The following is a 26890-nucleotide window of genomic DNA, read 5'->3' on the forward strand; positions in this document are numbered from 1 at the left end:
TTTTTGAGACTCATCGACCAATGCGCTGGTCTTAAATAGTTTTTTTGTAAATTTTTTCGCGCCGAAGTGAGTAAATAGGTTAACAACTTTTCACAACGGGGATTTTGCCCATGATTTCCGCGATCTATCTCAAACGGGATGCAGCCCCGCATTCCCGTTCGGCATACAATTGTATACATAAATTCCGAGATCCATACGCGGCGAAAGCTGCCGCCCGATGCCTGCGTGCCGACCATTCGCTGCGCAACCAGACGAATCGCGCATGCCGCATGCACGGCTGCTTACCCGGATTCGCACCATCCGCCCCGCGGCGGTGACACTCAGACGGCGGGAAAGTGAAAGACGATCAGATGCCGCAGGAACCGGTCACGCAGGCGCCGTGCCCGCCGATGTTTCAACATCCTCCTGCTCCGGCCGCAGGCACAGGCGCAGCAGCGGTGGCACAGTCAGCAAGGTCAGGAAGGCGGACATAGACAAGCCGCCCACCACAACAGCCCCCAGCCCCCGATAAAGCTCAGACCCTTCGCCGGGGAAGATGATCAAAGGCAGCATTCCCATGACCGACGTCAGCGTAGACATGAAGATAGGCCGGATCCGGTTGCGCGTCGCTTCCTCGATCGCGTCAACCGGCGTCATGCGATCCGTGCGCAGGTGGTACAGCGCCTGATGCACGATCAAAATGGCGTTGTTTACAACGATCCCCACAAGGATGACGAACCCAAGCAGGGTCAGCATGTCCATCGGTTGGGTCTGATACAGGTTCAAAAGCGCAAGGCCCCCGACACCGCCCGCCGCAGCGACGGGCACGGCGATCAGGATGACCAGAGGCAGAACAAAACTCTCGAACAGGATCGCCATCACAAGGAAAACAATGATCAACGCGACCAGCAAATTGATCTGAATGGCATTCCAGGTCTGGCTCAATTGGTCCGCAGTGCCAGAGACGGACAGCACCACACTGCCCGGCAATCCCTGCGCTTCCAGCGCGGCGACAACTTCCGTTTCCAGAAGCTCCACGGCTGCCTCCAGCGGCAATGCGTCTGACGGGCGGATTTCCAGCGTCACGGTGCGCAGGCGGTCCCGGTGGCGGATCTCGGTAGGCCCTGCCGTAAGAACAACATCAGACAACGCGGAAACCGGCACGATCTGACCATTTGGCGTCACCACCGGATAATTGCCCACATCCTGCGTCCTGAGCGCGCGCTGCACTGAGCGGTCACCGCGCAGCACAAGATTGATCCGCTCCGCCCCCACGGTCACTTCGGCCACGCGCAGCCCGTCGTTGAACGCATCCACCGTCGCGGCCAGTTCGGAACTGTCCAGACCCGCATCCGCAAGGCGCTGACGGTCCGGGATCAGCCGTACTTCCGGCGCGCCAAGCTCAAGACCGGGGATCGGTCGAAACTGATGCCCTTCCGAGCGGGGCAACAGCGCGCTCACCATCCCCGCGGCCTGCCCGGCAACCGCCAGAATGTCGTTCAGGTCCTGACCCGAAACATTCAGCTCAATCGTGCGCCCGCCCCCAACGCCACGGCCAAACAGCGACGGCTGGGTCATGAAGCCAAAGGTGCCGGGTTCCGCAAAGATCGGCCGTGACAGCACCGGGATCAGATCACCCGCCCGCGCACCGTCCACCGCACTGGACCCGACAAAGGAGTTGCCGGGCGTGGCCACAAAAAAGAAGTTGTCAATTGTCGGCGTACCATCTTCGGTCTCGGTCTCGGGTGCCGCTTCCCACAGCGGGCGCGCAACGCTCTCGATCCGCTCGGCGATGGTTTGGGTCGTATCAAGGTTGTATCCCGGTGGCGGGATGATCAGGCCAAACACAAGGTTCCGGTTGCCTTCAGGCAGATACTCCAGCCGCGGCAGGAAAGTGATGCTGGCAAGGGCCGCACCGCCCGCGATCAGCCCCACCATCAACAAGCCCAGCGCACGGGACCGGACGGTCCAACGCACATAGATCATCACCAGCGCCCGGAAGCCCCCTGCGATGTGATCCACCCCCCACAGCCGCGTCGGGGTCTGGTCCTTCTGGCTCAGCAGGCGCGACGCCAGCGCCGGGATCACCGTGACCGCAACCACAAGCGACAACAGCACCGAGACGGAGATCGCAACGGCGATGTCACGGAAGAGCTGCCCCGCCTCCAGCTGCATGATGAGGATCGGCACGAAGACCAGAACGGTCGTCAGGGCCGACACAAGGATCGCCCCCCAGACCTGCCGCGCGCCTTCATAGGCGGCTTCGCGCCGCGATTTACCCGCTTCGCGCAAACGGAAGATGTTCTCAAGCACCACAATCGCGGCATCCACGATCATGCCGACGGCAAAGGCGATCCCGGCAAGGGAAATCACGTTCAGCGTCCGACCGGTCAGAGCCATCACCACGAAAGTCGCCACGATAGACACCGGGATCGACAGAGACACGACGATGGTCGCACGCGGAGAACGCAGAAAGAGCATCAGGATCAACGCGGCCAAAGCCCCTCCGATCCAGATGTTCTGCGTCACCAGATCAATGGCGCCGTCAATGTAGATCGTCTCATCATAGACCTGTTCCAGCTCAAGCCCCGCATCCGCAACAGGCCCCGCCCCGAGATCGGCCAGAACAACGCGAATGTCCTCCATCACGGCAATGACATTGGCCCCTGCTTCACGCACGATGTTGAAGGCCAGCCCCGGCTCCCCGCGAAAGCGCAGCCGTGTGGTGGCGTCGGCATAGCTGAAAGACACATTCGCAACATCCGCCACGCGCACCTGCCCCACCCCGCCAGACGCAGCGCCAGACCGCAGCACAACGTTGCGGATCGCGTCTTCGGTGTTCAGATTGCCTTCGGTGCGCACAACGTATCGGCGCTTGCCCTCATCCAGATCACCGGCAGAGATGGAGATATTCTCCGCCCGCAGGATGCGCACAACTTCCGGCACGGTGAGGTTGTAGCGCGACAGCCGCAGCGGATCGACGATGATCTGCAACTCCCGCGTCACGCCGCCAAACAGGTTGACGGAGGATACACCCTCGACCCGCTCTACCCGGTCTTGCACCGTGTCTTCGATGAAATCGCGGTAGGTGGCGATGTCGCGCGTGTTGCCTTCCTGCGCCGTCACGATCACCCAGGCGATCGGGCTGTCATCAGAACCGGAGGTGTTGAGCGTCGGCTCATTTGCCTCATCCGGATAGCCGCTGACCCGGTCCAGTCGGTTGGACACCAGAAGCAGGCTGTCGCCCATGTCGGTGCCCACCGCGAACTCCAGTGTCACCTCCGCCTGTCCGGTGCGCGACCGGGAAGTCATGATCTCCAACCCTTCCAATCCGCGCAGGGCGTCTTCCTGAAGGTTCACGATTTCCCGTTCGACTTCTGATGGCGCGGCACCGGGCCATTGGGTTTCGACGACAACGATGGGTTTGCGCACATCGGGGGCAAGCTGGATCGGAATGCGGGTCAGGGCAATCGCCCCAAAAAGAAGCGCGATCAGAACAGCAGCAACAACCGCGACGGGCCGTTCAATGGCAAAGCGGATCGGGTTCATCAGTTTGTCTCAACAGGCGTTGGACGAATGTCCTGCCCCGGACGCAGCCGTTCATTCCCGCGCACCACCACCAGATCACCGGGGGCAAGCCCCGTCAGAACCTCATACCGGTCGCCCGCGGGGACGCCGATCTCAACCGTGCGCGGCTGGGCTTTCCCATCCGCCGCCACGAAAACCGTCCAGCCGCCCCGTGCCTGCACCAGCGCGTCCTTGGGCACCGACAGCACGTCCCGCGCTTCACCAACGGGAATATCGACCGTCAGCGACTGGCCAATGGCAAGGTTGCGCATCTCACCAAGTCCAGAAGCCGAGAACCGCACCGCGCGGGTGCGCGTTGACGGATCCTCCACCGGCAGGATCGCGCGCAGTTGCAAATCAAGCACCTCATTGGTTTCCAACGTGCCTTTCACCTGCTGGCCGGGACGCAGATCCCTGACAAAGCGGGCGGGTATGCTTGCCTCAATCTCAAAAGACTCCGTGTCCAGCACCGCAACGACCGGGGTGCCCGCCTGAATATAGGCGCCCGGAATGGTCAGCACCTCCAGCACCACGCCGGAAAAAGGCGCGTGGATCATGCTGCGTTGCAGCTGGTATTCCGCCTCGGCCAATTGTGCATTCCCGCTTTCCAGACGCGCCTGCGCCTCCGCCAGTTGCGCGCGGGCGACCTGTACCTCTGACAGCACGTCATCAAAACGCCCTTGCGAGAACGACGCCGAAGACCGCAGGGCATTGATCCGCTCAAACGAGGTCTGAGCGCTCGCCAGCCGCACCTCGCCTGTGGCGACACTTGCTTCGGCCTCTGCAATCCGCGCACGCGCCTGGCGCACCCGGATGGACAGCAGGTCGCGGTTCAGCTCTACCAGCAAATCCCCTTGCTGTACGGCACTGCCTGCAAGCACGTGTATCGTGTCAACGTTCCCGGCGACGCGGCTGGCGACCGCACCGTTGCGGGCTGTCACGATCTCCGCAAACACCGGCACCGTCTCGGACAATGTGCGCGTCTCAACGGTTTGCACACCCACAGCGGCAGCGCCCCCTTGGGCCGATGCACCCTGCGCCAACGCAAGCGCAAGACAAACAGCGATCAGTCGTATCATGGTCTGGAACACACCAACCCTCCGAACGTGGCGTGCCAGAAGGTAGCGCGGCTGGCGTGTTGTCAATTGCGGCCCGTGAGGCAGAGGGGATTGCAAGTCTCAGGTCCAAATCTACCTGGCCAGCATGCGTTTCACGTCTCCCGCCGGTGCCCTGTGGCCGGATCAAACAGATGGATATGCGCCGGTGCCACCGCATAGCGCCGCGTCGCGCCCTTCTCGCTGATCGGATGCACCCCGGCGAGGCTGACGGTGATGACGTCTGAGCTATGGCTCAGACGCCCATGCAGCAGGGTGTTTGCACCCAACGGCTCGGACATCTGGATATGCGCCTCAATGGGTCCTGCGTCATCTGCCATCAGATGCTCAGGCCGCAAACCCAGCTTGATCGGGCCATCCGGACCTTGGGTTGGGCCGATTGAAGCCTCACCCATCTTGACCACGCCCCCTTCGACACGCGCATCAAAGACGTTCATCGCAGGGCTGCCGATAAATTGGGCGGCAAACAAAGTACGTGGGGTTTCATAAACCTCCAGCGGTGTGCCGATCTGCTCCGCGATGCCACCGTTCATCACGATCATCCGGTCGGCCATGGTCATGGCTTCGACCTGATCGTGTGTCACATAGAGCGAGGTGATGCCCAACTTGTCCTGCAACTCCCGGATCTCAAGCCGCATCTGCACACGCAGCTTGGCATCAAGGTTCGACAGCGGCTCATCAAACAGGAACACGGCAGGCTCACGCACAATCGCGCGGCCCATGGCGACGCGCTGGCGTTGCCCACCTGACAATTCACGCGGCTTGCGGTCCAGCAGCGCTTCAAGCTGTAGCAACTTGGCGGCGTTCTGAACCTTCTCTTCAATCTCCGCCTTCGGCAGTTTGGCGATCTTCAGCCCGTAGCCCATGTTCTGCCGCACCGACATATGCGGGTAGAGCGCGTAGTTCTGGAACACCATCGCGATGTCGCGGTCCATCGGCTCCTTCTCATTCGCGCGCGTGCCGTTGATCAGGATATCCCCGGCAGAAACCGTCTCAAGCCCCGCCACCATACGCAGCAAAGTGGATTTGCCACAGCCGGAGGGGCCGACGATGACGATGAACTCGCCATCCGCTATCTCCACATCAATCCCGTGGATCACATCCGTCGCGCCGAAGCTTTTCTTGACGTCTTGAAGGGTCACAGTTGCCATGGGTTATTTCTCACTATCGACAAGGCCGCGGACAAAGAGCTTTTGCATCGACACCACCACAATCACGGGCGGCACCATCGCGAGGATGGAAGTCGCCATGATCACCGGCCATTCGGCCACATCATCGCCCGAGGGGAACATCTGCTTGATGCCCATGACGATGGTGTTCATTTCCGGGTCCGTGGTGATCAGCAGCGGCCAGAGGTATTGGTTCCAGCCGTAGATGAACAGGATCACGAAGAGCGCTGCGATGTTCGTGCGGCTCATCGGGACAACGATGTCGATGAAGAACCGCATGGGCCGCGCGCCATCAACACGGGCGGCTTCGGCAAGCTCATCGGGGATCGTCATAAAGAACTGACGGAAGAGGAAAGTAGCTGTGGCCGACGCGATCAGCGGGAAGATCAGACCAGAATAGCTGTTGAGCATGCCAAAGCCTGCCACCACCTCGAACGTGGGCACGATGCGGACTTCGACAGGCAGCATCAGCGTCAGGAAGATCAGCCAGAAGAAGGTCGTCCGGCCGGGAAACTTGAAATAGACAATAGCAAAGGCCGACAGCAGCGAGATGATGATCTTGCCCACCGCAATGCCGATGGCCATCACCAGACTGTTGCCCAGCATCGTCAGCACCGGCACATTCACGCCGGAAAACAATGCTGCCGAATAGTTTTCCCAGAACTGGTCCCCCGGCCAGATCGGCATGGGTGGCGATACGATCTCAGGCTGGGTGACGGTGGACGCCACAAACGCCAGCCAGATCGGGAAGAAGATCACCAGCACGCCGAGGATCATCAGCAGGTGCGTCAGCCACAATCCCGCGCCGCGTTTTTCGACCATGCCGTGTTTCTCAGACGCCATCAGTAATGCACCCGTTTTTCAATGAACTTGAACTGCACAACCGTCAGCAGGCCCACCACAAACAGCAGGATCACTGATTGCGCGGCGGAAGATCCAAGGTCCTGGCCGACGAACCCGTCGGCAAACACTTTGTAGACAAGGATCGTGGTCGATTGCTGCGGCCCCCCTGAGGTGATCGTGTGGATCACGCCGAAGGTTTCAAAGAACGCGTAGACGATGTTCACCACCAGCAGGAAGAAGGCCGTGGGGGTGATCAGCGGCAACACGATGGTGAAGAACCGCCGCCAGAAATGCGCGCCATCAATCGCCGCCGCTTCGATGACGGAGCGGGGAACGGCCTGAAGGGCGGCAAAGAAGAACAGAAAGTTATAGCTGATCCGGCCCCAGGCGGAGGCGACAACCACGAGGCCCATCGCCTCGGTGCCATTCAGCACGTGGTTCCAGTCATAGCCAAGCTGCCCCAGATACCACGAGATCACACCGACCCGCGTGTTGAACATGAAAAGCCACAGCACACCCGCAACAGCCGGGGCCACGGCGTAAGGCCAGATCAGCAGCGTGCGGTAAAGGCCGGAGCCTTTGATCAACCGGTCCGCGATCACAGCCAGAAACAACGCCGGGATCATCGAACACAGCGTCACGAGGATGGAGAAGATCGCAGTGGTCAGGAACGACGCACGGTAGAACGGGTCGCTCAGGAGGTATTCGAAGTTCCCAAGGCCCACGAATTGCGCCGACAGGCCGAAGGGGTCAGGGATGAACAGGGATTGCCAGATCGCCTGTCCGGCAGGATAGAAGAAGAAAACCGCAGAGATGATCACCTGTGGCGCAATCAACGCCAGCGGCAAGAGCCAGCCGCGAAAGGTCACGCGTTTTTCCAAATCTTAACCCTCCCCCGAAAGCAAATGCGGACCCCGAAAGGCCCGCATTCTTTGTTGTTGTGTTAGCGGTTGGCGCTTTCAAAGCGGCGCAGCAGGGCATCGCCGCGTTCCTTGGCGCTGTCCATTGCTTCTTGCGCAGTCTTGTCGCCGGACCAGATGCCTTCCAGCTCTTCGTCGATGATCCCGCGGATCTGATCGAAGGAACCAAGGCGCAGGCCTTTAGAGTTGGCTGTCGGCTCTTTCGCTGTCATCTGGATGACCGCGATGTCGGTGCCGGGGTTCGCATCATAGAAACCGGCCGCGCGCGTGGCGTCACCTGCCTCAGTCGTGATCGGCAGATAGCCGGTGTCCTGATGCCATTGCGCCTGCACGTCGGATGAGGACAGGAAGCTGAGGAATTCACCAACGCCTTTGTACTCTTCCGCTTCATGGCCTTCCATGACCCACAGCGATGCACCACCAATGATGGTGTTCTGCGGGCTGTCCGTCACAGCGGCCCAATAAGGCAGCGGGCGCACTTCGAAATCAAACTCCGCTTCCGCCTTGATCCCCGCGTAGCCAGCCGAGCTTTCGGTGAAGAGCGCACATTCGCCCGCCCGGAAGTTCGCACCACCTTCGTTGCGGCGACCCGTATAGATGAACTTGCCCTCTTCGGCCCATTTGCCCATCGCGCTCAGGTGTGCGACCTGCACCGGTCCGTTCAACGCAAGTTCTGTGTCGAGCCCGGCAAAGCCGTTGTCCTGCGTGGCAAAAGGCGTGTCGTGATAGGCAGACAGGTTCTCCAGATGGATCCAGCTTTGCCAGGCTGTGACCAGCGGGCAATCCTCGCCCCCGGCCTTCAGCGCGTCCAGCGCCGTGCCGACGTTCTCCCAGGTGGACAGATCCATGTCAGGGTCAACACCCGCCGCTTCAAACGCATCGCGGTTCACCCACAACACGGGCGTGGAGGAGTTGAAAGGCAGTGACAGCATTTCGCCCTCGGTGGTGGTATAATACCCTTTGACCGAGCCGATGTAGGCATCCGGGTCAAATGCAGCACCGCTTTCGGCCATCACTTCATAGACGGGCTTGATCGCACCTTCGGCACTCATCATCGTGGCTGTGCCAACTTCGAACACCATCAGAATGTGCGGCTGCTCCTGCGCGCGGAATGCTGCGATGCCCGCGTTCAGCGTCTCGGAATAGTTACCCTTGTGGCTTTGAACAACGGTATAGTCGCTCTGGCTGGCGTTGAACGCTTCGACCTGAGCCGCGACAAGCTCTCCCAAACGCCCGGTGAAGGCGTGCCAGAACTGAACTTCCGTCTCCGCAGACGCCGCAATGGGCGTGAGCGCAGTGGTTGCGGCGAAAGCGCCGAGCAATAATTTCTTCATGTTTTCCTCCCGTGCATCTGTTCGATGCGTTTTTTTGGTTCCACCGACCCGTGGTCGAGTCGGGGAATGCAATGTTGGCGAGTGTATTGGCACATTCCCATAATTCAAGCTGCCCATTTAGCTAATCTGCATAACATTATGCTATGCTTGGTAAGGGTTGAGCGGTTAGATGCGTCCATGTCAGATCGAAGAACGCCCCGATTCCGTCAACTTGAAGCTCTTATGGCGGTCATAGTTAACGGTTCTGTTACATCCGCAGCCGCTGATCTTGGCATCAGCCAGCCGGCAACAAGCCGCTTGCTGTCTGATCTGGCGAAGGAGTTTGACTTCCAACTTTTTGACAAACGCGACGGACGCCTTGTCCCCTCGCAGGAGGTGCGGCTGCTGGAGCCCGACATTCGCCGTGTCATTGAACTGATGCGGCAGATTTCGGATGTCAGCGCCGACATCACCAAACGCAAGGCGGGTCATATCCGCATCGCTTGCCTGCCCGGTTTCGCAACAAGCCACCTGCCGTCCGTTGTGGCGGCGTTCTTGCGGGACCGTCCGGGCATCTCCATGACCATTGAGCCGGACAGGCCGGAGCGGATCCTCGAATGGATGATCACGGAACAATATGACTTTGGCATCACGGACGGTTTTTTTGGCCACCCGGCGGTCGAACGGACGGACGTCAACGTGCGCACCGTCTGCATTTTCCCACAAGGGCATCACTTGGAGCGCCAAAAAGAGATCCATCCCCATGATCTGGCAGAGGAGAACATCATCCACACCCGCAAGGACAGCGTGTTTTTCAAGGCGCTGGAACGGCGCTTTCAGGATGACCAGATCGAACTGCGGTCCCACATTGAGGTCCGCCAGTTCACTGCCGCCTGTGAACTGGTGTGCGAAGGGGTGGGCGTGTCCATTGTCAGCGAACTTGATGCTGTGAAATACGCAGCCAAGGGTATCAGTTTTCGCCCCTTTCGCCCGACGTTGCCCCATGGCATCTCGCTGGTGCGGCCGATCCACAAGAAACCATCCCTGATCACGCTTGAATTCTTCGAGACCTTCAAAGCCAGTCTTGACCCATATCTGGTTGAAGGCTGAGCCCGCGATTAATCCGGTCCGTCTTGCCCCGTGCCCAGCGGCGGAGCGCGCGCAATGGGCTGAACGAGACTACTTCCCTCCCCGGATACTCCCCACCTCTGGCGGTATGACCGGCCCACTGGAATCTGTCGCAGCCAAAGGCAGCCACTGTATCCAAAACAAGGACAATCGCCCGGACATCGACCTTCCTCACCAAAAAGCGGCACAATAGAACACGTATTCGGTAAATTTTCGGCCAGATTTTGACATAATCTGCGCGTGTCGATACTGTCGAAAGTCCGCCAAAGAGTTTTGGCGAAGGTTTGCCCATGACCATCTGGCGTGTCTCTGAACGTTTCGGGGATGACCATTCGGCACTGGCACCACCGAAGGGGTTTCGGTGGGTATCACGTGGGTGAACCGTGTTTGTGTGTGTAACCAGTAACCTCAAGTGTGAGAGTAAAATGTTTGTAAAGAGTTGTACCCTGGCTTTCTCAGTATGTGTTTTCCTGTTTTCTGCGCCTGCCTATGCGGTTGTGGCAGCGAACAATGGTGGCGGTGGCCCCGGTGGGGTTGCCCCCGGCGGCGGTGGCCCCGGTGGCGGGGGGCCTGGCGTAACCTCTCCCGATATTGATGGCGGGCCCGATGCCGATATTGATGCCCGCTCTGACCGCGATGACCGTCAAAGAGCCGCAGCGGCGAACGGAATGGTTCTGTCCGACAACATCTGTACCGGCGGCAAACTCGCGTCTTGTAATTGAGCGCTTGGTGACGGGACCCCAATTCATCCCTTCACCACATTCTCGACAAGGTTTTGAACTACCCTGAACGGCAGTATCCTCCAGGTAGTGAATACAATGGCCATCGCGACACAAATTGACACGAATGACGCATTCGATTGGAGTGAGAGAACAACAGAAGAGTTCGTCCAGTCGGGCCAGACCTTCAGGAATGTCACCACCACATTTGATGATGGCCACCTTGAGGTTAGGAACTTCGTGGACGGCCTTCTGACCCAGTGGTCTCTGACCGATCCGACGGATGTCTTGCCCGTTCAAAGCCAACAGATCACATACGGCGCATTCGGGAATATCACCACGATAGATGCGTTGGACGACGGGTCAGTGCGCACGCTGAAAACCTATGCGTATGCTGAGGCCTTCGGGATCGCGTATCTCGTCTCATCGGTCAAGACCGATGAAGGAAACAGCCATTCCTGGGCCACCATCCGCACAGGTTTCGACGGCGGTCGCCGGGTAACAGAGCGTGAAGTCGTCTTCGACAACGGTGACGTGCGGGCAGAAACGTACTTTTTCGGAACGCTGACCCAAAAGGTAACGACGACATCCAACGGCAACACAACGCTTACCGTATTCGATGGGGACAAGCGGGTCTCCATTCTACAGGAGGATGTGAGCAACAGCGCGACCTGGACGTCGATTTCGACAAGATTCAACATCGACGGTGAATACAGTTCAAAAACCATCATCCATGACAATGGCATGCAAGAGACCATATACCCGTTTGCAAATGACGCCGGGCGCGCCGTGAGAAAACGGGACTTCGGAGATCTTTGGGACTGGGATGATCATTCGGTTGCCTTCGACGCAGACGGACAAAAACTTCACGAGCAGCTGAACTACGACAATGGGGTCTCCGTTACGACCCGCTATACCGATGGCATTGCAACCTCCGTCACGGAAAACGACACTGGCAACGTGGAGGATTGGACGCAAAAGTCATCGACCTACTCGGTCCTGCACGGGACCGGGACCTATTCCATCAGGTATGACGACGGCGGCTCGTTCCGCACGGTCACTCAGGATGGCGTGCTGGTTTCCCGAACTGAAAGCGATGAAAGATCTCAGACCCCCTGGAAAAGCAGGACTCAGACTTTTGAGAACGGCGTCGAGCTCACGCGAACGATCCTCTTTGATGATGGAGGGAGTGCGTACTACGAGAATGAAAACCTGATCAGACGCAGTTGGTCAGATCGTGACGACAGCGCATTATGGTCCAGCGTCGTGAACACCTATTCAAGCTCCGGCGAATTGGTAAGCAGACGAACAGACTTCGATAGCGGCCAATGGCGTCACGAGACATTCACGGATGGCGTGCGCACCTACGTGGACAGAAATGCTCCCATCAACACCGAAACCTGGACCAGAATCGAAATGACATTTGATCTGGCGGGCAACACGACCGACCGAACGATCAGTTTCGTCGGGGGCGTGTCCCAGCACGATGTGTTCAGCGAAGGCATGCGCAGCGTAACAACACGCACCGATGGGGGAGGTACAAAAATCTGGGACACATCCGTGACCCGTTTTGATCAGTCCGGCGCGATCATCAGCAAGACCGTGACCTTTGACAACGGCGTCGTTCAACAAGAGCACCACGATGAGGGCGAACTCACATCGCAGGTACGCATGGACTTGAACGACATATTCCTGTGGCAAACCATCACATCCTCCAAAAACCCCGAAGACGACAGCCAATGGATTGAGCACACCGAGTTTGATAACGGCGATGAAGCCGCCAGTCTCCTCGAGGACGGGCAAAGGCTTTTGCACGTCGAAATGCACCAGACGCAATCTGCATCATGGTTGGTTCGCGTGAGTGAATATGCCGACGGGGACCCGTCAATCACGACCTATGACCAGCTTGATGATGTCCCGCAGATCTATCTTGACCTGTTGGGCACAGATACCATTCTGGCCTGATGCGCCGGTCCTGAATTCAAACGGCCGAACCCGATGCTAGTGAGTTATGGCGTCACAGGCTCCCAGCTGGCAGCACCGCGTGCAGATCCCACAAATCTTCTCATAAAACCATGGCGATCCCTGAAGGACTCGAACCCTCAACCTGCTGATTAGAAGTCGCCGGGTATCGTACTTCCTCTCGAAATCCACGGACGTCCACCAACGCCCCACGACATCTCATTTAATCAATAAAAATAAGAGACTTGCGGATCTCTCCAAGTTGCGCAGCAGGCAATTTCTGTCTATGACTGTCCGTAGTTGTCTACCAACATCTCACCGATTTTGTCCCCCCAGTGTCCCCCAGCTGTCCCCCAAACGGGTGTTTCATGAAAACCAAACTGACCGAGCCAGTCCTACAGAAGTTCAAGAAGCAGGTGCCTACCGAGGGGCGAGTTGAGATATCAGACACGTTGCGACCTGGATTGCGCCTAAGGCTATCAGCAGCTGGCAAAGCGGTGTGGATGTACGAGAAACGCATCAAGGGAGGGCCAAAAAGGAAGCACACCTTTGGGACTTGGCCGGAACCCATAAGCCTCGCTGAAGCCCGAAAGCTCGCGCTTGAGATCGAGGCGGAGGCCGCGAAGGGTATAGACAGGGTGCAAATGGCCGCGAAAGAAAAGCAGGAAGCCGAACGGGCAGAAGCCCAGATCAAGTCACTGCAAACCGTAATCGATACCTACGCAGACCTCCATCTCTCTACCATCCGCACGGGCGACAAACGAAAACGTCAGATCGAGGTTGCCCTTCAGAAGCATCTAAGCAACCCGGTTGGGGAGCTTACGCGCGCTGACCTTCAGAAAGCTGTTGATGATAAAGCAAAGGAAGGCAGGTTGGTTGCCGCCAACCGAATTAGAGCGGCATTGCTCGCATTCTCAAGCTGGGCGTTCGGCAGGAGCTACATCGCTTCAAACATCGGACAAGGTATTGCCAAAGCGGGGCGAGAGACAGCCAGAGAACGTGTGCTGGATATCCAAGAAGTCCGTGCGATCTGGAATGCAACCTTCGAAATTGGTCCTCTCTGGGGTCCGGTGTTCCGCCTTTTCATCCTTACCGTCCAGCGGCGCGGCGAAATCCTTGGCCTTCGGATCGCGGAGTTGGACCTTGAGCGAGGGCGGATCGTCAAGCCGGGATCACAGACTAAGAATGACAAAGGTCACATCACTCACTTGTCGCCCCCTGCCCTTCCTGAAGTACAAGCCGCTTTGGCGGACGCACAGGAGCGTGCCGAAGAAAAGGGCCATGCTGCAGATTATCTGTTCACTACAACGGGTACGACGCCGGTCTCTGGCATCAGCCGGGCTAAGGAGCGGCTGGACAAAATTCTTGGCGACAAAGTCGGGCCTTGGCGAATTCACGACATCCGCACAGCCTTCTCGACCGCGATGGCCGATGCCGATGTGCCTGAAGCAGTTTCGGACCGCGTGTTGAACCATGTTGCTGGTGGGTCGGCGCCAAGTGCGGTTTCGCGGGTCTACAACCAAGCAGAGATGCTGCCACAAAGGGCGGCCGCGCTTGATCGCTGGGCGGCACTGGTGACCGGCGAAAGCGCTGATGTGATCAAGTTGGAGGTGAAGTGATGTCTGATGAATTAGAGCCAGATTGGGTGCCCTTCAGCGAACAAGTTACGTCTGACGGACCCTGCATGCCGGACCTTGATGAAGGTGCCGAGGTGATCCTGGCGGTCATACAAGATCATTTCCCGGATAATTCAGTTTGTAATTGCTGGGCCAATGAAATTTGGCAAACCTACGAGATTGGCATTAACGCTGAAGGGCAGACGAAGAAAACAACATCCATAGCCAAAGAAACTAAAGAGCTAGATGATGTAATCAAAAACCTTAAGAGGGCAAAGAACAAGCTGGCGAACGTAAAAGCCCAAGGACGCATTGCTTTAAGAAACCTTGCAGCCAAGTTGCTGATCGGGGCGGAAGCTGTCCAAGAGGCAATTGAAGAACCCTATGTTGGCCATGACCCCTGGATACACATAGGCGAAGCGAAAGTGACCCAGATCATTTCTCAACATCTGGATATGCTGATCGTTGACCTCAGCAAAGCTATCGAGGTGGTCAAAAAGGGGCCAAACCGCGGGAAAGGCAACATCCATAATTTAGCCACAAATGCGGTTGCTCAAGAGTGTTACGAAGTATTCGCTGGCCTGACCGGACAGATTCCGAAGTATTCTACTAGTGGCGTAACAAACAAGAGATCCGGAGAATTCTCCGATTTCCTGACCAGTGTTCTTCTTTTACTCAACCTTAAGATCAATACCGGGGTGGAAGAGTTTACCCGGGACGTTATTGATGAGAAAAAGGAAAAACCAAAGGAGAGTGCCCCCATTCTCCGCTAGTGGGGCAAATAACCCAAAAAATATCATTTGCCCCACTTAGACCAAGGCGAGTGTGACATGCTCAAACCACTCCTGAACCATCTCGGACAGGAGTAAAACACAATGCGTATCCCCCTCGAGCAGCGCCGCCTGCTTCCCCTCAAAGATGCGGCTGCCTATACCGGCATGTCCCGCTCGACGCTTTACGCTCAAGAGAAGCTCGGCCGCCTCAAATTCACCAAAATCCTTGGCTCGACCCGGGTTGAACTGGCTGAACTTGATCGCTGGATCAATGAAACCGCACAGGTTTCGAACTGATGAAGGATTCTCCCTCAGATAAGGCCCAGCCAGTCGGCAAAGAGGGCCAAGCGCACGCTCCCGATCAACAGAAGCAGGTGGACAACTGGAAACCTGCCAGTTCTTTCATTCCTAACATCATGGCGGGCTGGAAGAAATGAACCAGGTCAGCCACATCCAACCCGGCAACGACGCGCCTCCGCATTCGATTGAAGCCGAGCAACAGCTTCTTGGGTCAATCTTGCTGAACTACGGAACCACCCATGTGACCGCAGGTGGCGGGGCAGATATCTTCTACGATCCAGTTCACCGTGATGTTTTTAATGTTTGTCTTGGGCTGGAGAAAAATGGCCGGACAGTTTCACCTGTCACAGTGGCAGCCTCCCTCTCCGAAGACCTTGTGGAGCGTTTGAGCGAACTGGGCGGGAAAGGTTACCTGGCCCGTCTTGCAGGTGCATCTGTGTCCAGTTCAATGGCTGCCAGCTACGTGGAAGTCTTAGCGGAAGCCAAATCCAAGCGCGACCTCATCGCAATCATGGACCGGGCCCGCGACGGTATCGCGCAAGGTGATCTGCTGGCATCCGATATTGCCGCGCAGATGGAAGGTGCGTTTGGCGTTCTGAGCCAATCCGAAACAGCCGTGAAACCAACGTCCATGATGGCGGCAGTCACCGGCGCAATGGAGCAAGCAAACAACGCCCACGAGGGTGAACGCATCGACAGTGTAGCAAGCGGGATCAATGCCTTAGATCAGATCATTCCCGGCTTTGGTGCTGGCGAACTCTGGCTCCTCGGCGGACGTCCGTCTATGGGCAAAACCGCAGTCGCCTTGTCTGTGGGGTTGAATGCAGCGCGTGCTGGTCACCCAGTCGTCATTGCCTCGTTGGAGATGGCGCCCGAAGCCATGGCACTGCGCGCGCTTTCAGAGCAGACCGCCCGTCTCAACCGCCCAACTCCATACTCCGATATCCGCCGCGGGCATTATGACGACGCTCAGGAAACGGCTCTCTTCAATGCTGCAGAAGAGGTGGCGGAACTGCCAATCACGTTCCTTCCTCGCCAATACCAAGACACGAGCCTTCTGCAAGTTGGTGTGAAGCAGTCGCTGCGTCAGATGGCCGGAGAAAAGACGCCCCTTGTCCTGATCGATTATGCTCAACTTTTGAAGGCAAAAGCCCGTACCCGCTATGAGCAAGTGACGGAAATCAGCCTTGCCCTGAAGAGCCTGGCGATGGACCTGGGTGTTCCTGTCATAGCCCTCTCACAGCTTTCCCGTTCTTTGGAAGATCGTGATGACAAACGCCCGAAGATGTCCGATCTGCGCGAATCCGGGCAGCTCGAACAAGACGCTGACGGTGTTATGTTCTGCTTCCGCGACGAGTATTACCTCGAGCGTGAAGAGCCCTCCACTGATGACCTCGAAGACTACGCAGATTGGACCGCCGCCAGTTTGGCAGCAAAGAACCGCCTGGAGATCATCGTTGCAAAACAGCGCCAAGGCCGGATCGCAACTGCGCACGTGATGTTCGACGCCGCTGTCAACCGGATCTGGGAGTAACAGAATGAGCCACGAAGCCACAAATTGGGCGATCAAGCAACGCGGCCTTAAACCCAGTGCGAAGATTTTGCTGTGGCATCTGTGTGACCGGTACAACCCGGATCATGGCTGCTTCCCATCCCAAGAGACACTCGCCGAAGATTGCGAAACAAACGTCCGAACAATCCGGCGTCAATTGCAGGTCCTTGAAGCGGCTGGTTTGATCAGGAAGGAGCACCGGAAGGGGAAAGGCGGCACCTTCAATTCCGACCGGTACTTCCTCGCTTTTGAGGCCGAATTTGACCAGCGGACAAACTGTCCAGCGGACAAATTGACCGTAGGACAAAACATGTCGCCACCAGCGGACAAAAAGTGTCAAAACCAGCGGACAAATTGTCCTACTAACCCTGTAAGTAACTCAATAACTAAACAGGTAAGGGCAAGTTACCCCGATCAGTTCGAAGAATTCTGGAAAATTGTTCCGAAGAAGGTCTCCAAGGAGGATGCCTTCAAAGCCTACAAGGTCGCACTCAAAAAAGCATCGCCGGAAGAACTCCTTGACGGGATGGTTCGCTACGCTGAAAGCCGCCGCCATCAGGACCCAACCTTCACAAAACATCCAGGGAGTTGGCTTCGTGCTGGCGGTTGGATGGACGAGGTTCCCCAGGTGTCAGCCGCAGTCGAACCGGAACGGGCTGCCAAGAGGAACCGCTGGAAAGCAATTGCGCAGCAGCCAACCTGAGCCTTCCCCAACCGATGCCAAGCAAACTTGCCGCAATGTGACCAACAAACCGCTACCCAACAATCAGGAGGCCGAACAATGAGCAATGATCCCGCTGCAACCGACAACACAGCACAGGACGAGCCCCCGCTGGCGCCGACCATGCGCCCCCTCTTCAGCGAAGACGGTCGCGCCATCTTTGGCTACGCGGACGCTGCCGTCGCCGAGGCAATTGTCCAGAAGCTCCCGATCTACTTTTGGAAGCATGAGGAGGTCAGCGGATCGGGTAAGGACAGCGTTCAGCCTCACGTCGGTCCAATGCCTGGCGCCTTCCATCGCGTCACGGGTCTCGGCAATGGCAAGGAAATCCAACCCGATGATCTTCTCGGTGTCGCGCTGACAGCGCTGCAGAACGCTCTCTACCGGATCCAGTACCTTGAGGACCAACTTCTGGACGGTCGGGGGTTCCGGAACCAACAGGACAAAAGCATGGAGGTAACCCACTGATGGCTAAGCACGGTCTCTTCGGGAGCGGTCAGGGCACACCGCCAATCATCGCAGAAAAATCACCTGTGTTCTCTGATCCAGCAAGCGTCTTTCGCCGCGGTGAGGCCGGGATTCTCCCAGAGCGCGGTTCTCGCGGCCAACTGGATCTGGTGACACAACTGCTCGCCAGCGGCATGGCATCGAGCAAGGAAAGTGGTTCACCCCTGCTGGCGGCTTTGACCCCGATGGTGGGAGGCGCCATCGGAACGCGTACGTCTGGTCTGTTCAAAGAAGCACAGGCAGGCCGAGACGCATCCGCCATGGACACCCTCATTGCCGCAATGGGAGGTGAGCGCGCCGCCCCGTCAGCGAATGCTGTATCAGTAAGGCGTGAGGCTGTGCCGGGCTTTTCAACTGAGAACTCTCCGCCGGGAATGAAGGGTATCGCGAAGGCGCTGGAGAAAGCCAATCCTGCTGGATCCACACCGTCGGGTAGCACCAACGCCGCAGCGGACTTCTTGATTTCGCCGCAGACGCGGGCAGCATTCCAGCCTTCAGCCGATGCCCTGAACGTTTCGATGGACTTCAATGCATCCGAAAGTGGTACCGCACGCGGGACAGAGGTCATCATCCCGGATAATGCCTCACCGGAAGTTCGTGCCGCGGCTGAGCGCTACAACCAGATGGTGGCGGAGTTCGCAGCCAAAAACGGAATTGAAAACTATCCTGTGCGCGGTGTCCGGACACGCTCAGAGAACGGGCGCGGTGTGTCACATACCGTTCATGCAGAGCCATTCTTCAATAGCGATATGGCGATGCAGGAAGCTGTCGCAGCCAACCCAGAGGCCTTCGCCCAAATCTACAAAGAGGCGTTCGGCAACCTTCCTGGCGCACGTCTGATCGCGCCCCATGGCGTTGGCAACGACCGTGGGGCTGCGTCCTCTATCTTTGGCGACGAAACCAGCTACGGTGAGATGATGGCTAACGCGCTCTTGGGGACGGATGGCCCTGCATCGCCAGCTCGTCAAAATGCAGCGCGCCTTGCCTCCGGTGATTTCAGTACTTTCGCTGGAGTGGGTCAATCGCAACGCATGAACCAAGACAGCATGCGCAAACTCATTGGCTTGATGAGCAATCAGGACGTGTCGCCTCATCTCCGCGATCTAGCGAGCACAATGCTGACCCAAGGCATGTCGCAAGGTGGCCCAATGTCTCCGCAAGACCAGATCGCGCTGGCCAGCGGCATGCTGGGGCTTGAGAAGGCCATGGAACCCCCAGAGCGGAAGATCATCAAAGACGTGAATGGCATCAACCGTTATCAGGACACACAGGAACAGGTGTTCACGGACGTGCAGCCAGACCCGCCGAAGCAAAGCGCAGCAGAGCAGAAAATTGAGCGCCTTATGGCTCTCGATATTCCCCGCGAAACAGCGGTCAAGATTGCTGATGGCGTTCTCGCGATCAATCGGGACGAATACGGGGTTGTGACCATCATCGACAAAGCGACCGGCATGCCCGTAAAGGGAGTTCCGACCGCTTCAGGCGGTGCTTTAGCGGACGGGGCCGACGATAATGTGCCTGCGGACGCGCCCGTGGCTGGTGTGGTCCCACGGGCAACCCCCGCGCCCACCAACCTGCCGCCGATCAGCAACGCCGAAGACGGCTTTGGTCTAGAGGGCCAATTGAAAGGAGGCATCAATGCAATTTCTGACTTTGCTGGGTTGGGAACGCCTTACGAAGGGGTTCGCAACACACAGGATTACTTCAACGTCCTGAGTGAAAACCTCACGAATGCCTTTGCCCAAACCTATGGCAGACAGCCTACGGGAAAGCGCATGGATGCGATCCAGGCCCTGACTGCGCAGACTGGCGGCTTGCAGGGCGCCGAAGGAGCACAGTCGAAGCTCAGAGCTTTGAGATCCAGTTTTGCCACTGACCTCGAGACCCTCAAAGCAAAAACTGCGCGCAGAATGCGCCAACCTGACCGGGATAAGATGAACCAGCAGATCACAGGTGTTGAGGCGATTATCGCGCAGCTGGATGACGCTCTCGGCAGGTTCGGAGATGGTGAAACGCAGGCAACCACCAACGGCATCAAGTGGAGGGTCGAACAGTGAGCGGCGAAGTCAAACTGGTCATCAACGGCCAGCGTGTTGCTGTTGACCGGTCTTTCTTGGATCTGTCTGCAGAAGATCAGAACGCGACGGTTGAAGAAATCGCGGCCAGCCTCGGCAAGGAGGATAAAGCCGGTAACATGGGCCAGCTGAACCAAGGGATCGCGGAAAGTGGCGGGCTCATCCTCGACCTCCTTAACCCCTTTGACAAACCTCACGCTCTCAATCCGTTCAAAGACGGCACCGGATCAGCGGTAACCGGTCTTGAAAAAGGCATGGATGCAATCGGCGTCAATCGCGCGACATCCGCACCAGAAACCTTCATGGAAAACGTGTTTCGTGGGGCCGGAAACGCGGCCGGGGCCGCCCCATTTGGAGGACTTGCCGCCAAAGGCCTCTCTCAGGCCAGTGGCATGGTAGGCCAGATCGCTGATGATGCGGCGACAGCGATGGCTTCGAAATCTGGAGTTGCTGCAGAACTGGCCGCAGGTGGTGCGGCACAAGGCGCTGAGAGTCTCGCTGAAGACGCAGGGGCGCCGGAGTGGCTGCAACTGACGGTAGGCATTGTGGGTGGCGCCGGGGCGGGCGCCGTCGCCCCAGTGGTCCGCGCAACGCCGACAGCCATGGGTGCCCGCAAGGTCGCGTCGGCAGTAAAGACCGCGGCACTGCCATATACAAATGCAGGGGGCGAAGAAGTCGCTCGCCAGCGGATACAAGAACTTGCCGGTGGCGCTGATCGCGCTGCAGAGCTTGCAAGGCAGATCGGGCCCACAGAAATTGGCCTGACACCAGCACAGCAGATCGGCGACAAAAACCTCTTAGCCCTCGAACAAGAGGCGATGAAGCGTGATCCGAAGCTGCGTGCGACAATGGATGAACAAGCTGACGATGCCCAACACATCGCCGCGAACAAAGTGCGTGACATGGGCGGAGATCCTGCTGATGCGCAGGCCTTTTTTGAGCAACGCCGTCAGTCTTTCCGGGAGGAGATCATCGGAGCGGTAGATCGCGCCACCAAAGGCGCATTGCGGCCCACCGCGAAAAACAGCGAAATGTTCAACAGCCAAGAAGTATCCAATCAGATCAAGGCTGCTGAAACTGCGGCCAAGGCGCAGGAAGATTTCTTGTGGGCCAAAGTGCCGAAGGATACCGAAGTAGGCACATCTGGGGCGAAAGCAGCGGCCCAGGACCTGATTGCCGCGACACCGCGCGCGCAACAGGATGATATCCCCCGTGTGGTCCGTCAAATGCTGGCGCAAAACGCCAATGACCCTCTTGGTGAATTTGACACTGTGGCCGAGGTTCACGGGCTCTATTCCGAACTGCGCCGCGTAGCCCGATCGGCTATGGCCGGTAGCGATCAGAACCCGAATAAGGCCCGTATTGCAAACAAGATCGCTGACAGCATTCTTGACGACCTTGGTTCAGGAGCGGGCCAGACAGAGGTTGGTCGTTCCATCGACACAGCGCGCGCTTTTTCTGCTGAAATGCATCAGACCTTCAGCCAGGGCATCGTAGGTAAGTTGCTAAGACGGACGCCGGACGGCGACATGGTCATTGACCCTGCGCTAACCTTGGATCGCTCCTTGGGCAGAGGTGGCACAACCGGTGCAGTTGCAGCCGACAACATCCAAAACGCAACAAATGCCCGGGCGGAGCCACAACTCGAAGACTTTTTGCGCAATCGTTTTGATCGCGCCGCGTTTGCCGCTGATGACACGTTCAACCCGCGCGGAGCCGCGACCTTCATGCGCGACAATGCCGATATGATGGAGCGTTTCCCGTACCTCAAGGAGACGTTCGATGAAGCGCTGCGCACACAGACGCGCGCTGCAGCAGCCGAGACCCGCGGAAAAACCACGTTGAAGAACATTGAGAATCCGGCAAAGTCAGTAACCGCGGCGTTTAATCAAGCACCACCGGAGGCGGCCATAGATGTCATATTCAAGTCAAAGCGGCCGTCGAAACAGGCGAAACAACTTGTCGCCACGGCCCGCAAGGACAAGAGCGGGAAGGCTCTGGCTGGTCTTAAAGGCTCTTTTGCTGATTTCGTAATCCGGAAAAACACAGACGCCAACGGGCTTTCAGGCGAGGCGATGATCCGCTTCATGAAGATGCCAGAAAACGAAGCGGCCCTTAAAACGGTTTTGAACGAAAGCGAATTCAACCGCATGGGCCGGATCGCGGTTGAGTTGAAGAAACTGCGCAAAGGCCGGAAGTCTTCTGCAGATATTGGCGGTCTTTCCCCAAGATCACCGAACCGCGTCATTGAGATGGTGGCGCGTGTGATCGCGGCGAAGCAAGGGGCTAAGGCGGGTGGCGGATCAAGTGGCGCCTCCATCCAAACTGCACAGATGGCGTCTGGCCGCATGAAAGCCCTTCTGGGCAACCTACAGAATGACAAGGCAGAGCAGATGTTGATCGACGCGGTGTCCGATCCTCAACTGTTCCACATGCTGATGGTCAAACCGGAGAGCCTGAAGCTGACAAAACGTCATATCAACAAGCTGGCACCCTACTTTACTGGCACCGGCGCCGCTCTCGCCACCTCAGTTCCTGAAGAAGGTGAACCGGATGATCGTGAGGGCCTTCAATGAAAGACACTGCTGACCGGACCCTCACCCAGACGGCACAAGCACCACCCGACGATTTCAATCAGAAGCTACGGCCCGCCATTCACCCACGTGTTAGCCACGCCGTCCCTGTGCAACCCGACGCAATCATCTATCAGCTATCTCAAGCAGTTTCCTGGATTCACAACGCAAAGCCGAAGGAGACTGCCTACTATCACTGCGGCTTCATCGCGGTCGATCAGCAGAGCAGCCAAGACCTTGTCGAGAAGCGGATGTACTTTTCCCTTGTTGCGGGGTTCGGGCTTGTTTGGCCGCGGCAGAAGCGGATCACCGATCAGCTTACGCACTACTTCGCAATCCGAACGGAGGAGCCCCTGAGCGGCATGCCACGCAACGTACTGAGTGGGACCGTCCTTCCCAGCGAATACACCATCATGCGGGCTCTTTCTGAGCGCCAGTCGAGCTTGTCAGTGGCCCGGTGCATACGCGATGCAATCGGCACGACGGACTCGGATGCACGCGAGATGAGAAATAGCCTCATCCGACGCGGTTGGATGACAAATGACGCCTCCCCTGCCCTGACTGAGGTTGGCCTCAGCGTCTTGGACTAATCAACACAATAGGAGCAAAGAAAATGGCCAGAACACGTTTTTCAAGCCTTACTGTAATCCCCAACACCGCGGCAAACGGCCCAGCGAACAAGTACGATCCGGAGTACTGCTGGACAGTGCGTGAACTGGCGCAGCAAGGTCTGTTCGTCGAAGAGTGGTGTGCAGCCATCGGCGTGACCATGAGCACGCTCTACAACTGGGCCAACCGCTATCCAGAGTTTGAGGACGCGATGCACCAAGCCTGGTATCTCCTACGCGCCTATTGGAGTAAACAAGCGCGCGAGAGCATCATCGGCGTCTGCCGGCCACCTTCAGTTTTGATCAAAATCCTTGAAACCCGCTTTCCCGAAACTTGGGGGAAAACCAACCCGCGCATTACCCAAGAGGCCTTCGAGAACCGCCCCGGTCGCCCTGTTGATCCGCAGGATGACGATGCAATTAACCCTGAGATGGTGAAAGGTATGGACCGCGATCTCATCCGCGACCGCATTGCAGTGCTGGAAGCCCGGCGTGCGGTGGCTAAGGAAAATCAGTAACCCCGGGTGCTCTCAATAGGTCGACGCAACACTTTAGTCTCTTGAGAGAAATGAAGTGTAGTTTCTGGTCTACCAGATGCGGACATTTCTTATTGAGCTGCAGGTATCTGGGATCGTTGGCAAATGCATCAGGGCAATCTAGTTCTGCTGCATCTGCTGGCCGGTTTGGTTGTAAGCCTGCATTGGGTTGAAGTTGGCGTTGTTCGTCAGGACAATCGACCCGTTTTGTAACTGCCAAGCGTGGTTGTAATTCTGGTTGAGCATCACTGTGTTACCCGAAGGGGTTTTCCAAGGCTGCACTTCCCAGATGCCGTTAATCGACTTGGCGTGGCCCGCATCTCTCATCCCTTCACGCTTTTTCCAGCTTTCAAACATCATGTCGCCGATAGACGTATCAGCCTTTGCAGCAATGTTTAGGTTCGGACGCGGCTGGTTCAGTTTCTTGACCCACCACTGGGTCTCAAGTTGCTTCCACTGCGGATTGACCCTCAAGTTATTGATGATTGGGGCAAAGCCCGGGTGTCCTTCGTCTAACTTGCCCACGGGTGTGAATATACCCATGATCATTGCCGTTCGCCCATCTCGATAAACAGCTCCGGAGTAGTTGGCCTCCGCATGCTTGGTGATCACAACGATATAGGCGTCGTTCTCGCGCTGTTGTGTTCGTACATGGGCGCGTATTACCACCCCATCCACCCAGGCCTTTGCACTGGCAGGCCAACTGGCGCGCCATGCCTGCCCGATCAACTGCGTCAGTGGCTCCAGTTCTGGAGCGCGTTGGACGTCTTTGATAGTGACCTGCATGGTGCTTGAAATCGCTTGAAAGTAGGCACGCGATACCATCTCGGCATCCGTCAGGTCCTGTCCCAAACACATGTAGCCAACCGGCCCGTTTGTGGACATGCCCCAGCTTAGCGGATCCATGAAGGCGAGGCCGTATGCTTCGTCCTGAGTGCCCGTACCCCACATTAGCCCTGCCCCTGTGAAACAACCCGCTTGCCCGTCTGAGTTGCTCCATTTCACGCCACCTTGAGTTTTCCAGCCTGCGGGCACGAGGGTTTCGTAAGCAGGAAAGGGCTGGCCCGTGGGCCCGTTCTGATCCATGATCTGCACGCGTCGCATTTCAATCGCTTTGCCCGGTAGAGAATTCGTCTGGTTTGACGCCAGCGTGTGGTTGCTCTGCCCAGTGTTGCTGGATTGATCGCTGCCTGCCGCATCAGAGAACCTAGTGAAATAGGCCTGCACATCGCCCACTGCCGCAAGTCCGACGGCACCAAAGCCAAATAGATCCCCTCCAACGGAGCCGAGCGACGTACCGTTGAGCAGGTACGAAATCTCATCTCCGTTTTCTTCAATGTTCAGCATATTGGCGCGGCCTTGCTCAAATGCACTGCTGGATTGCTCAAGCAAGGACCTGAAACCATCGCCATCGCGACGGAACACCCGCACCATGCCCTGCGCGTCTAGTGTCAGCATGTGGTAAAGATCACGGGCATCATTCAGCCCATAGAGTATTCCGGCGGAGCCAGTGCTATCGGGGTGAATCTCGAGCACGACACTGATCTGCCGCCGCCCTTCAGTTCCGTTTTCTGGGGCGACAAAGAAGTATTTGATCGCTTGCGGATCACCGATATTTTCGATTTCAAAACTGCTGCCGTTGTTGGTGTATCGCCAGATGTTGTCTTGACCTGAGACTGGCAGATACTGCGTCAGCCGCCCTAGGTCTTCTGAGCCGGATTGGGCGGTCGCAGGGCTGACAAAAGCGAGAGACCAGATGAACAAAGTCAAAAACGCAGAAAAAATCATGTGAAGCGCACGCATAGCAATCCCTCTCAAAATGTAGGTTCGGACTTATGCGTCAGAGGGTATTGGAGAATCGGGCTTAGTCAAAGGGCTATGAAATAGAGTTGTCGAAACAGGGATTCATGGTCATGGTCATGGTCATGGTCATGGTCAAGAAATGTCGGAGACAGCGACAGAGTAAACTGCAGAACGACAAGGCGGAGCAAATGATGATCTACACAGTGGAAGACCCGCTGTTGTTCCGTGCCTTGCTAATGGGCCCACGGGCGACTGCGAAGAACAAGACCGTGTGGAGCAGGCTGGCACCCTACTTCTCAGGAGCGGCGGAAAGTTTCTCAGGAGAAGAATGGCTCTGGTTTCAGAAGCCATCTCCAAGCCGCTGTCCAACCGCAATGCGGAGTGGGCAAGGGTAACCATGCGGATGCTGATTGAGCAGATGCAGATAGAATCGGGTAGTCGTGACGTTGCAGACCTCGTTGATAGCGCGCAGGACCGCCTGTTCGCCTTGCTGGTGCTATCTCCGTTGGTGAGCCTTGATGAGCTGACAGCGGGGCTGGAGGCCGCGCAGCAAGATGTTGCGTTTCTTGCGTATGAGCACGATTTGCGGCCATCAGTGATGCAGTGATAGCAATGGCGCTCTGTTTCAGACGAGTGCTATCAGTCTAGTGGCAATGAAGTGGCTTGGAGCCTGCATGGCAGCATTGGCCTTTTGGTGAGCTCTTCCTGCAGCCGCCGCTATGCATAACGGTCGAAGGTTTCGCAGTGTCTAGGACTCCAGGACCTTGTAGAGCAAGGCTCGGGCCGCTGGCTACGAGCAGAATAATAGGTAGGCATGTTAGCAGGCGAAGCATAGCGTCTCTAAATTGGGTTGTTCAATTGGCCATCTGTGCGGCTTGTGATTTTTACGCGCGTTGATCTGGATCAATCTTCTAATTGTTTCAGGTGAGTTCCGACATTGTTTGTACTAAGTTGACCAACGAACGTGTTGATAACATTGGGACCACTTGCTGGAAGCTGATTGCCATTCAGTAGCAGTTTTGGCACACCATCTGCCCCATTCTCATAAGTTGTTTCCCTCACCGGCACATCGCGTAATAGTGCAGTTCTGTCGGAGAATCTGGTCCGGCTA

21 protein-coding genes are annotated in these 26890 nt (G+C 57.3%); 14 read left to right on the plus strand and 7 right to left on the minus strand.

The features are described from left to right. Nucleotides 1-366: 366 nt before the first annotated feature. The 6 genes from Q1A91_RS03380 to ugpB form a co-directional block, all read right to left on the minus strand. Nucleotides 367-3528: an efflux RND transporter permease subunit gene (locus Q1A91_RS03380; protein ID WP_299872816.1), complete on the minus strand. Its 3162-nt coding sequence runs from the start codon at nucleotides 3526-3528 to the stop codon at nucleotides 367-369. Then, nucleotides 3528-4625 (minus strand): efflux RND transporter periplasmic adaptor subunit, encoded by a 1098-nt coding sequence (locus Q1A91_RS03385; RefSeq protein WP_299872819.1) that lies wholly within the window; start codon nucleotides 4623-4625, stop codon nucleotides 3528-3530. Before Q1A91_RS03385 ends, Q1A91_RS03380 begins: the two co-directional genes overlap by 1 nt. Before the next feature lie 131 nt (nucleotides 4626-4756). Beyond that, on the minus strand, nucleotides 4757-5812 hold the full coding sequence (ugpC, locus tag Q1A91_RS03390; RefSeq protein WP_299872824.1) for a sn-glycerol-3-phosphate ABC transporter ATP-binding protein UgpC: 1056 nt from the start codon (nucleotides 5810-5812) through the stop codon (nucleotides 4757-4759). Between the two features lie 3 nt (nucleotides 5813-5815). Further along, nucleotides 5816-6652: a sn-glycerol-3-phosphate ABC transporter permease UgpE gene (gene ugpE / locus Q1A91_RS03395; RefSeq protein ID WP_299873694.1), complete on the minus strand. Its 837-nt coding sequence runs from the start codon at nucleotides 6650-6652 to the stop codon at nucleotides 5816-5818. Nucleotides 6653-6672: 20 nt separating this feature from the next. Next, nucleotides 6673-7554, minus strand: coding sequence for a sn-glycerol-3-phosphate ABC transporter permease UgpA (gene ugpA, locus Q1A91_RS03400; protein WP_299872827.1), 882 nt, complete (start codon nucleotides 7552-7554; stop codon nucleotides 6673-6675). Nucleotides 7555-7616: 62 nt separating this feature from the next. Next, nucleotides 7617-8927 carry a sn-glycerol-3-phosphate ABC transporter substrate-binding protein UgpB gene (gene ugpB / locus Q1A91_RS03405; RefSeq protein ID WP_299872830.1) on the minus strand — a complete coding sequence of 437 codons (1311 nt, stop codon included), beginning with the start codon at nucleotides 8925-8927 and terminating at the stop codon, nucleotides 7617-7619. A gap of 177 nt (nucleotides 8928-9104) precedes the next feature. Between ugpB and Q1A91_RS03410 the strand changes: the two genes are divergently transcribed. From Q1A91_RS03410 to Q1A91_RS03470, 13 genes are all read left to right on the plus strand, one after another. Further along, the gene (locus Q1A91_RS03410) at nucleotides 9105-10016 is read left to right on the plus strand and encodes a LysR substrate-binding domain-containing protein (protein WP_299872833.1); all 912 of its coding nucleotides are present in this window, start codon (nucleotides 9105-9107) and stop codon (nucleotides 10014-10016) included. A 515-nt stretch (nucleotides 10017-10531) separates the two neighbouring features. Beyond that, nucleotides 10532-10756, plus strand: coding sequence for a hypothetical protein (locus Q1A91_RS03415; RefSeq protein WP_299872836.1), 225 nt, complete (start codon nucleotides 10532-10534; stop codon nucleotides 10754-10756). Nucleotides 10757-10852: 96 nt separating this feature from the next. Then, nucleotides 10853-12718 carry a hypothetical protein gene (locus tag Q1A91_RS03420; protein ID WP_299872839.1) on the plus strand — a complete coding sequence of 622 codons (1866 nt, stop codon included), beginning with the start codon at nucleotides 10853-10855 and terminating at the stop codon, nucleotides 12716-12718. 365 nt (nucleotides 12719-13083) lie between these two features. Then, a complete protein-coding gene (locus Q1A91_RS03425) occupies nucleotides 13084-14334 on the plus strand; it encodes an integrase family protein (RefSeq protein ID WP_299872842.1) in 1251 nt (416 codons plus the stop codon). Then, the gene (locus tag Q1A91_RS03430; RefSeq protein ID WP_299872845.1) at nucleotides 14334-15104 is read left to right on the plus strand and encodes a hypothetical protein; all 771 of its coding nucleotides are present in this window, start codon (nucleotides 14334-14336) and stop codon (nucleotides 15102-15104) included. The genes Q1A91_RS03425 and Q1A91_RS03430 overlap by 1 nt, the downstream gene beginning before the upstream one ends. Nucleotides 15105-15206: 102 nt before the next feature. Continuing rightward, entirely contained in the window at nucleotides 15207-15401 is a 195-nt protein-coding gene (locus tag Q1A91_RS03435) for a helix-turn-helix domain-containing protein (protein ID WP_299872848.1), read from the plus strand. 136 nt (nucleotides 15402-15537) lie between these two features. After that, on the plus strand, nucleotides 15538-16938 hold the full coding sequence (locus tag Q1A91_RS03440) for a DnaB-like helicase C-terminal domain-containing protein (RefSeq protein WP_299872851.1): 1401 nt from the start codon (nucleotides 15538-15540) through the stop codon (nucleotides 16936-16938). A 4-nt stretch (nucleotides 16939-16942) separates the two neighbouring features. Continuing rightward, nucleotides 16943-17659: a helix-turn-helix domain-containing protein gene (locus Q1A91_RS23680; protein WP_367278631.1), complete on the plus strand. Its 717-nt coding sequence runs from the start codon at nucleotides 16943-16945 to the stop codon at nucleotides 17657-17659. Between the two features lie 78 nt (nucleotides 17660-17737). Further along, nucleotides 17738-18145, plus strand: coding sequence for a hypothetical protein (locus tag Q1A91_RS03450; protein ID WP_299872853.1), 408 nt, complete (start codon nucleotides 17738-17740; stop codon nucleotides 18143-18145). After that, on the plus strand, nucleotides 18145-20241 hold the full coding sequence (locus Q1A91_RS03455; protein ID WP_299872856.1) for a hypothetical protein: 2097 nt from the start codon (nucleotides 18145-18147) through the stop codon (nucleotides 20239-20241). The genes Q1A91_RS03450 and Q1A91_RS03455 overlap by 1 nt, the downstream gene beginning before the upstream one ends. Then, nucleotides 20238-22835, plus strand: coding sequence for a hypothetical protein (locus Q1A91_RS03460; protein WP_299872859.1), 2598 nt, complete (start codon nucleotides 20238-20240; stop codon nucleotides 22833-22835). The genes Q1A91_RS03455 and Q1A91_RS03460 overlap by 4 nt, the downstream gene beginning before the upstream one ends. Then, nucleotides 22832-23422, plus strand: a complete 591-nt coding sequence (locus tag Q1A91_RS03465) for a hypothetical protein (RefSeq protein WP_299872861.1) — start codon at nucleotides 22832-22834, stop codon at nucleotides 23420-23422. The genes Q1A91_RS03460 and Q1A91_RS03465 overlap by 4 nt, the downstream gene beginning before the upstream one ends. Nucleotides 23423-23445: 23 nt before the next feature. Continuing rightward, nucleotides 23446-23958 (plus strand): hypothetical protein, encoded by a 513-nt coding sequence (locus tag Q1A91_RS03470; RefSeq protein ID WP_299872863.1) that lies wholly within the window; start codon nucleotides 23446-23448, stop codon nucleotides 23956-23958. 138 nt (nucleotides 23959-24096) lie between these two features. Here Q1A91_RS03470 and Q1A91_RS03475 read toward each other — a convergent pair whose 3' ends face one another. After that, the gene (locus tag Q1A91_RS03475; protein WP_299872865.1) at nucleotides 24097-25779 is read right to left on the minus strand and encodes a hypothetical protein; all 1683 of its coding nucleotides are present in this window, start codon (nucleotides 25777-25779) and stop codon (nucleotides 24097-24099) included. 328 nt (nucleotides 25780-26107) lie between these two features. Here Q1A91_RS03475 and Q1A91_RS03480 point away from each other — a divergent pair, with 328 nt between their 5' ends. Next, nucleotides 26108-26386: a hypothetical protein gene (locus Q1A91_RS03480; protein ID WP_299872868.1), complete on the plus strand. Its 279-nt coding sequence runs from the start codon at nucleotides 26108-26110 to the stop codon at nucleotides 26384-26386. Nucleotides 26387-26890 lie beyond the last annotated feature (504 nt).

Origin of the sequence: uncultured Sulfitobacter sp. (genome assembly GCF_947500075.1) — a bacterium.
GTDB lineage: Bacteria > Pseudomonadota > Alphaproteobacteria > Rhodobacterales > Rhodobacteraceae > Sulfitobacter.

What these genes read in the sequence shown, in the direction of transcription:
- Q1A91_RS03435 (WP_299872848.1), top strand. Translation starts at nt 15,207, where the DNA reads ATGCGTATCCCCCTCGAGCAGCGCCGCCTGCTTCCCCTCAAAGATGCG.
- Q1A91_RS03480 (WP_299872868.1), top strand. Translation starts at nt 26,108, where the DNA reads ATGGCTCTGGTTTCAGAAGCCATCTCCAAGCCGCTGTCCAACCGCAAT.
- ugpE (WP_299873694.1), bottom strand. Translation starts at nt 6,652, where the DNA reads ATGGTCGAAAAACGCGGCGCGGGATTGTGGCTGACGCACCTGCTGATG.
- Q1A91_RS03450 (WP_299872853.1), top strand. Translation starts at nt 17,738, where the DNA reads ATGAGCAATGATCCCGCTGCAACCGACAACACAGCACAGGACGAGCCC.
- Q1A91_RS03430 (WP_299872845.1), top strand. Translation starts at nt 14,334, where the DNA reads ATGTCTGATGAATTAGAGCCAGATTGGGTGCCCTTCAGCGAACAAGTT.
- Q1A91_RS03425 (WP_299872842.1), top strand. Translation starts at nt 13,084, where the DNA reads ATGAAAACCAAACTGACCGAGCCAGTCCTACAGAAGTTCAAGAAGCAG.
- Q1A91_RS03385 (WP_299872819.1), bottom strand. Translation starts at nt 4,625, where the DNA reads ATGATACGACTGATCGCTGTTTGTCTTGCGCTTGCGTTGGCGCAGGGT.
- Q1A91_RS03410 (WP_299872833.1), top strand. Translation starts at nt 9,105, where the DNA reads ATGTCAGATCGAAGAACGCCCCGATTCCGTCAACTTGAAGCTCTTATG.
- Q1A91_RS23680 (WP_367278631.1), top strand. Translation starts at nt 16,943, where the DNA reads ATGAGCCACGAAGCCACAAATTGGGCGATCAAGCAACGCGGCCTTAAA.
- Q1A91_RS03465 (WP_299872861.1), top strand. Translation starts at nt 22,832, where the DNA reads ATGAAAGACACTGCTGACCGGACCCTCACCCAGACGGCACAAGCACCA.
- Q1A91_RS03380 (WP_299872816.1), bottom strand. Translation starts at nt 3,528, where the DNA reads ATGAACCCGATCCGCTTTGCCATTGAACGGCCCGTCGCGGTTGTTGCT.
- Q1A91_RS03455 (WP_299872856.1), top strand. Translation starts at nt 18,145, where the DNA reads ATGGCTAAGCACGGTCTCTTCGGGAGCGGTCAGGGCACACCGCCAATC.
- ugpB (WP_299872830.1), bottom strand. Translation starts at nt 8,927, where the DNA reads ATGAAGAAATTATTGCTCGGCGCTTTCGCCGCAACCACTGCGCTCACG.
- Q1A91_RS03420 (WP_299872839.1), top strand. Translation starts at nt 10,853, where the DNA reads ATGGCCATCGCGACACAAATTGACACGAATGACGCATTCGATTGGAGT.
- Q1A91_RS03475 (WP_299872865.1), bottom strand. Translation starts at nt 25,779, where the DNA reads ATGCGTGCGCTTCACATGATTTTTTCTGCGTTTTTGACTTTGTTCATC.
- Q1A91_RS03440 (WP_299872851.1), top strand. Translation starts at nt 15,538, where the DNA reads ATGAACCAGGTCAGCCACATCCAACCCGGCAACGACGCGCCTCCGCAT.
- ugpC (WP_299872824.1), bottom strand. Translation starts at nt 5,812, where the DNA reads ATGGCAACTGTGACCCTTCAAGACGTCAAGAAAAGCTTCGGCGCGACG.
- Q1A91_RS03470 (WP_299872863.1), top strand. Translation starts at nt 23,446, where the DNA reads ATGGCCAGAACACGTTTTTCAAGCCTTACTGTAATCCCCAACACCGCG.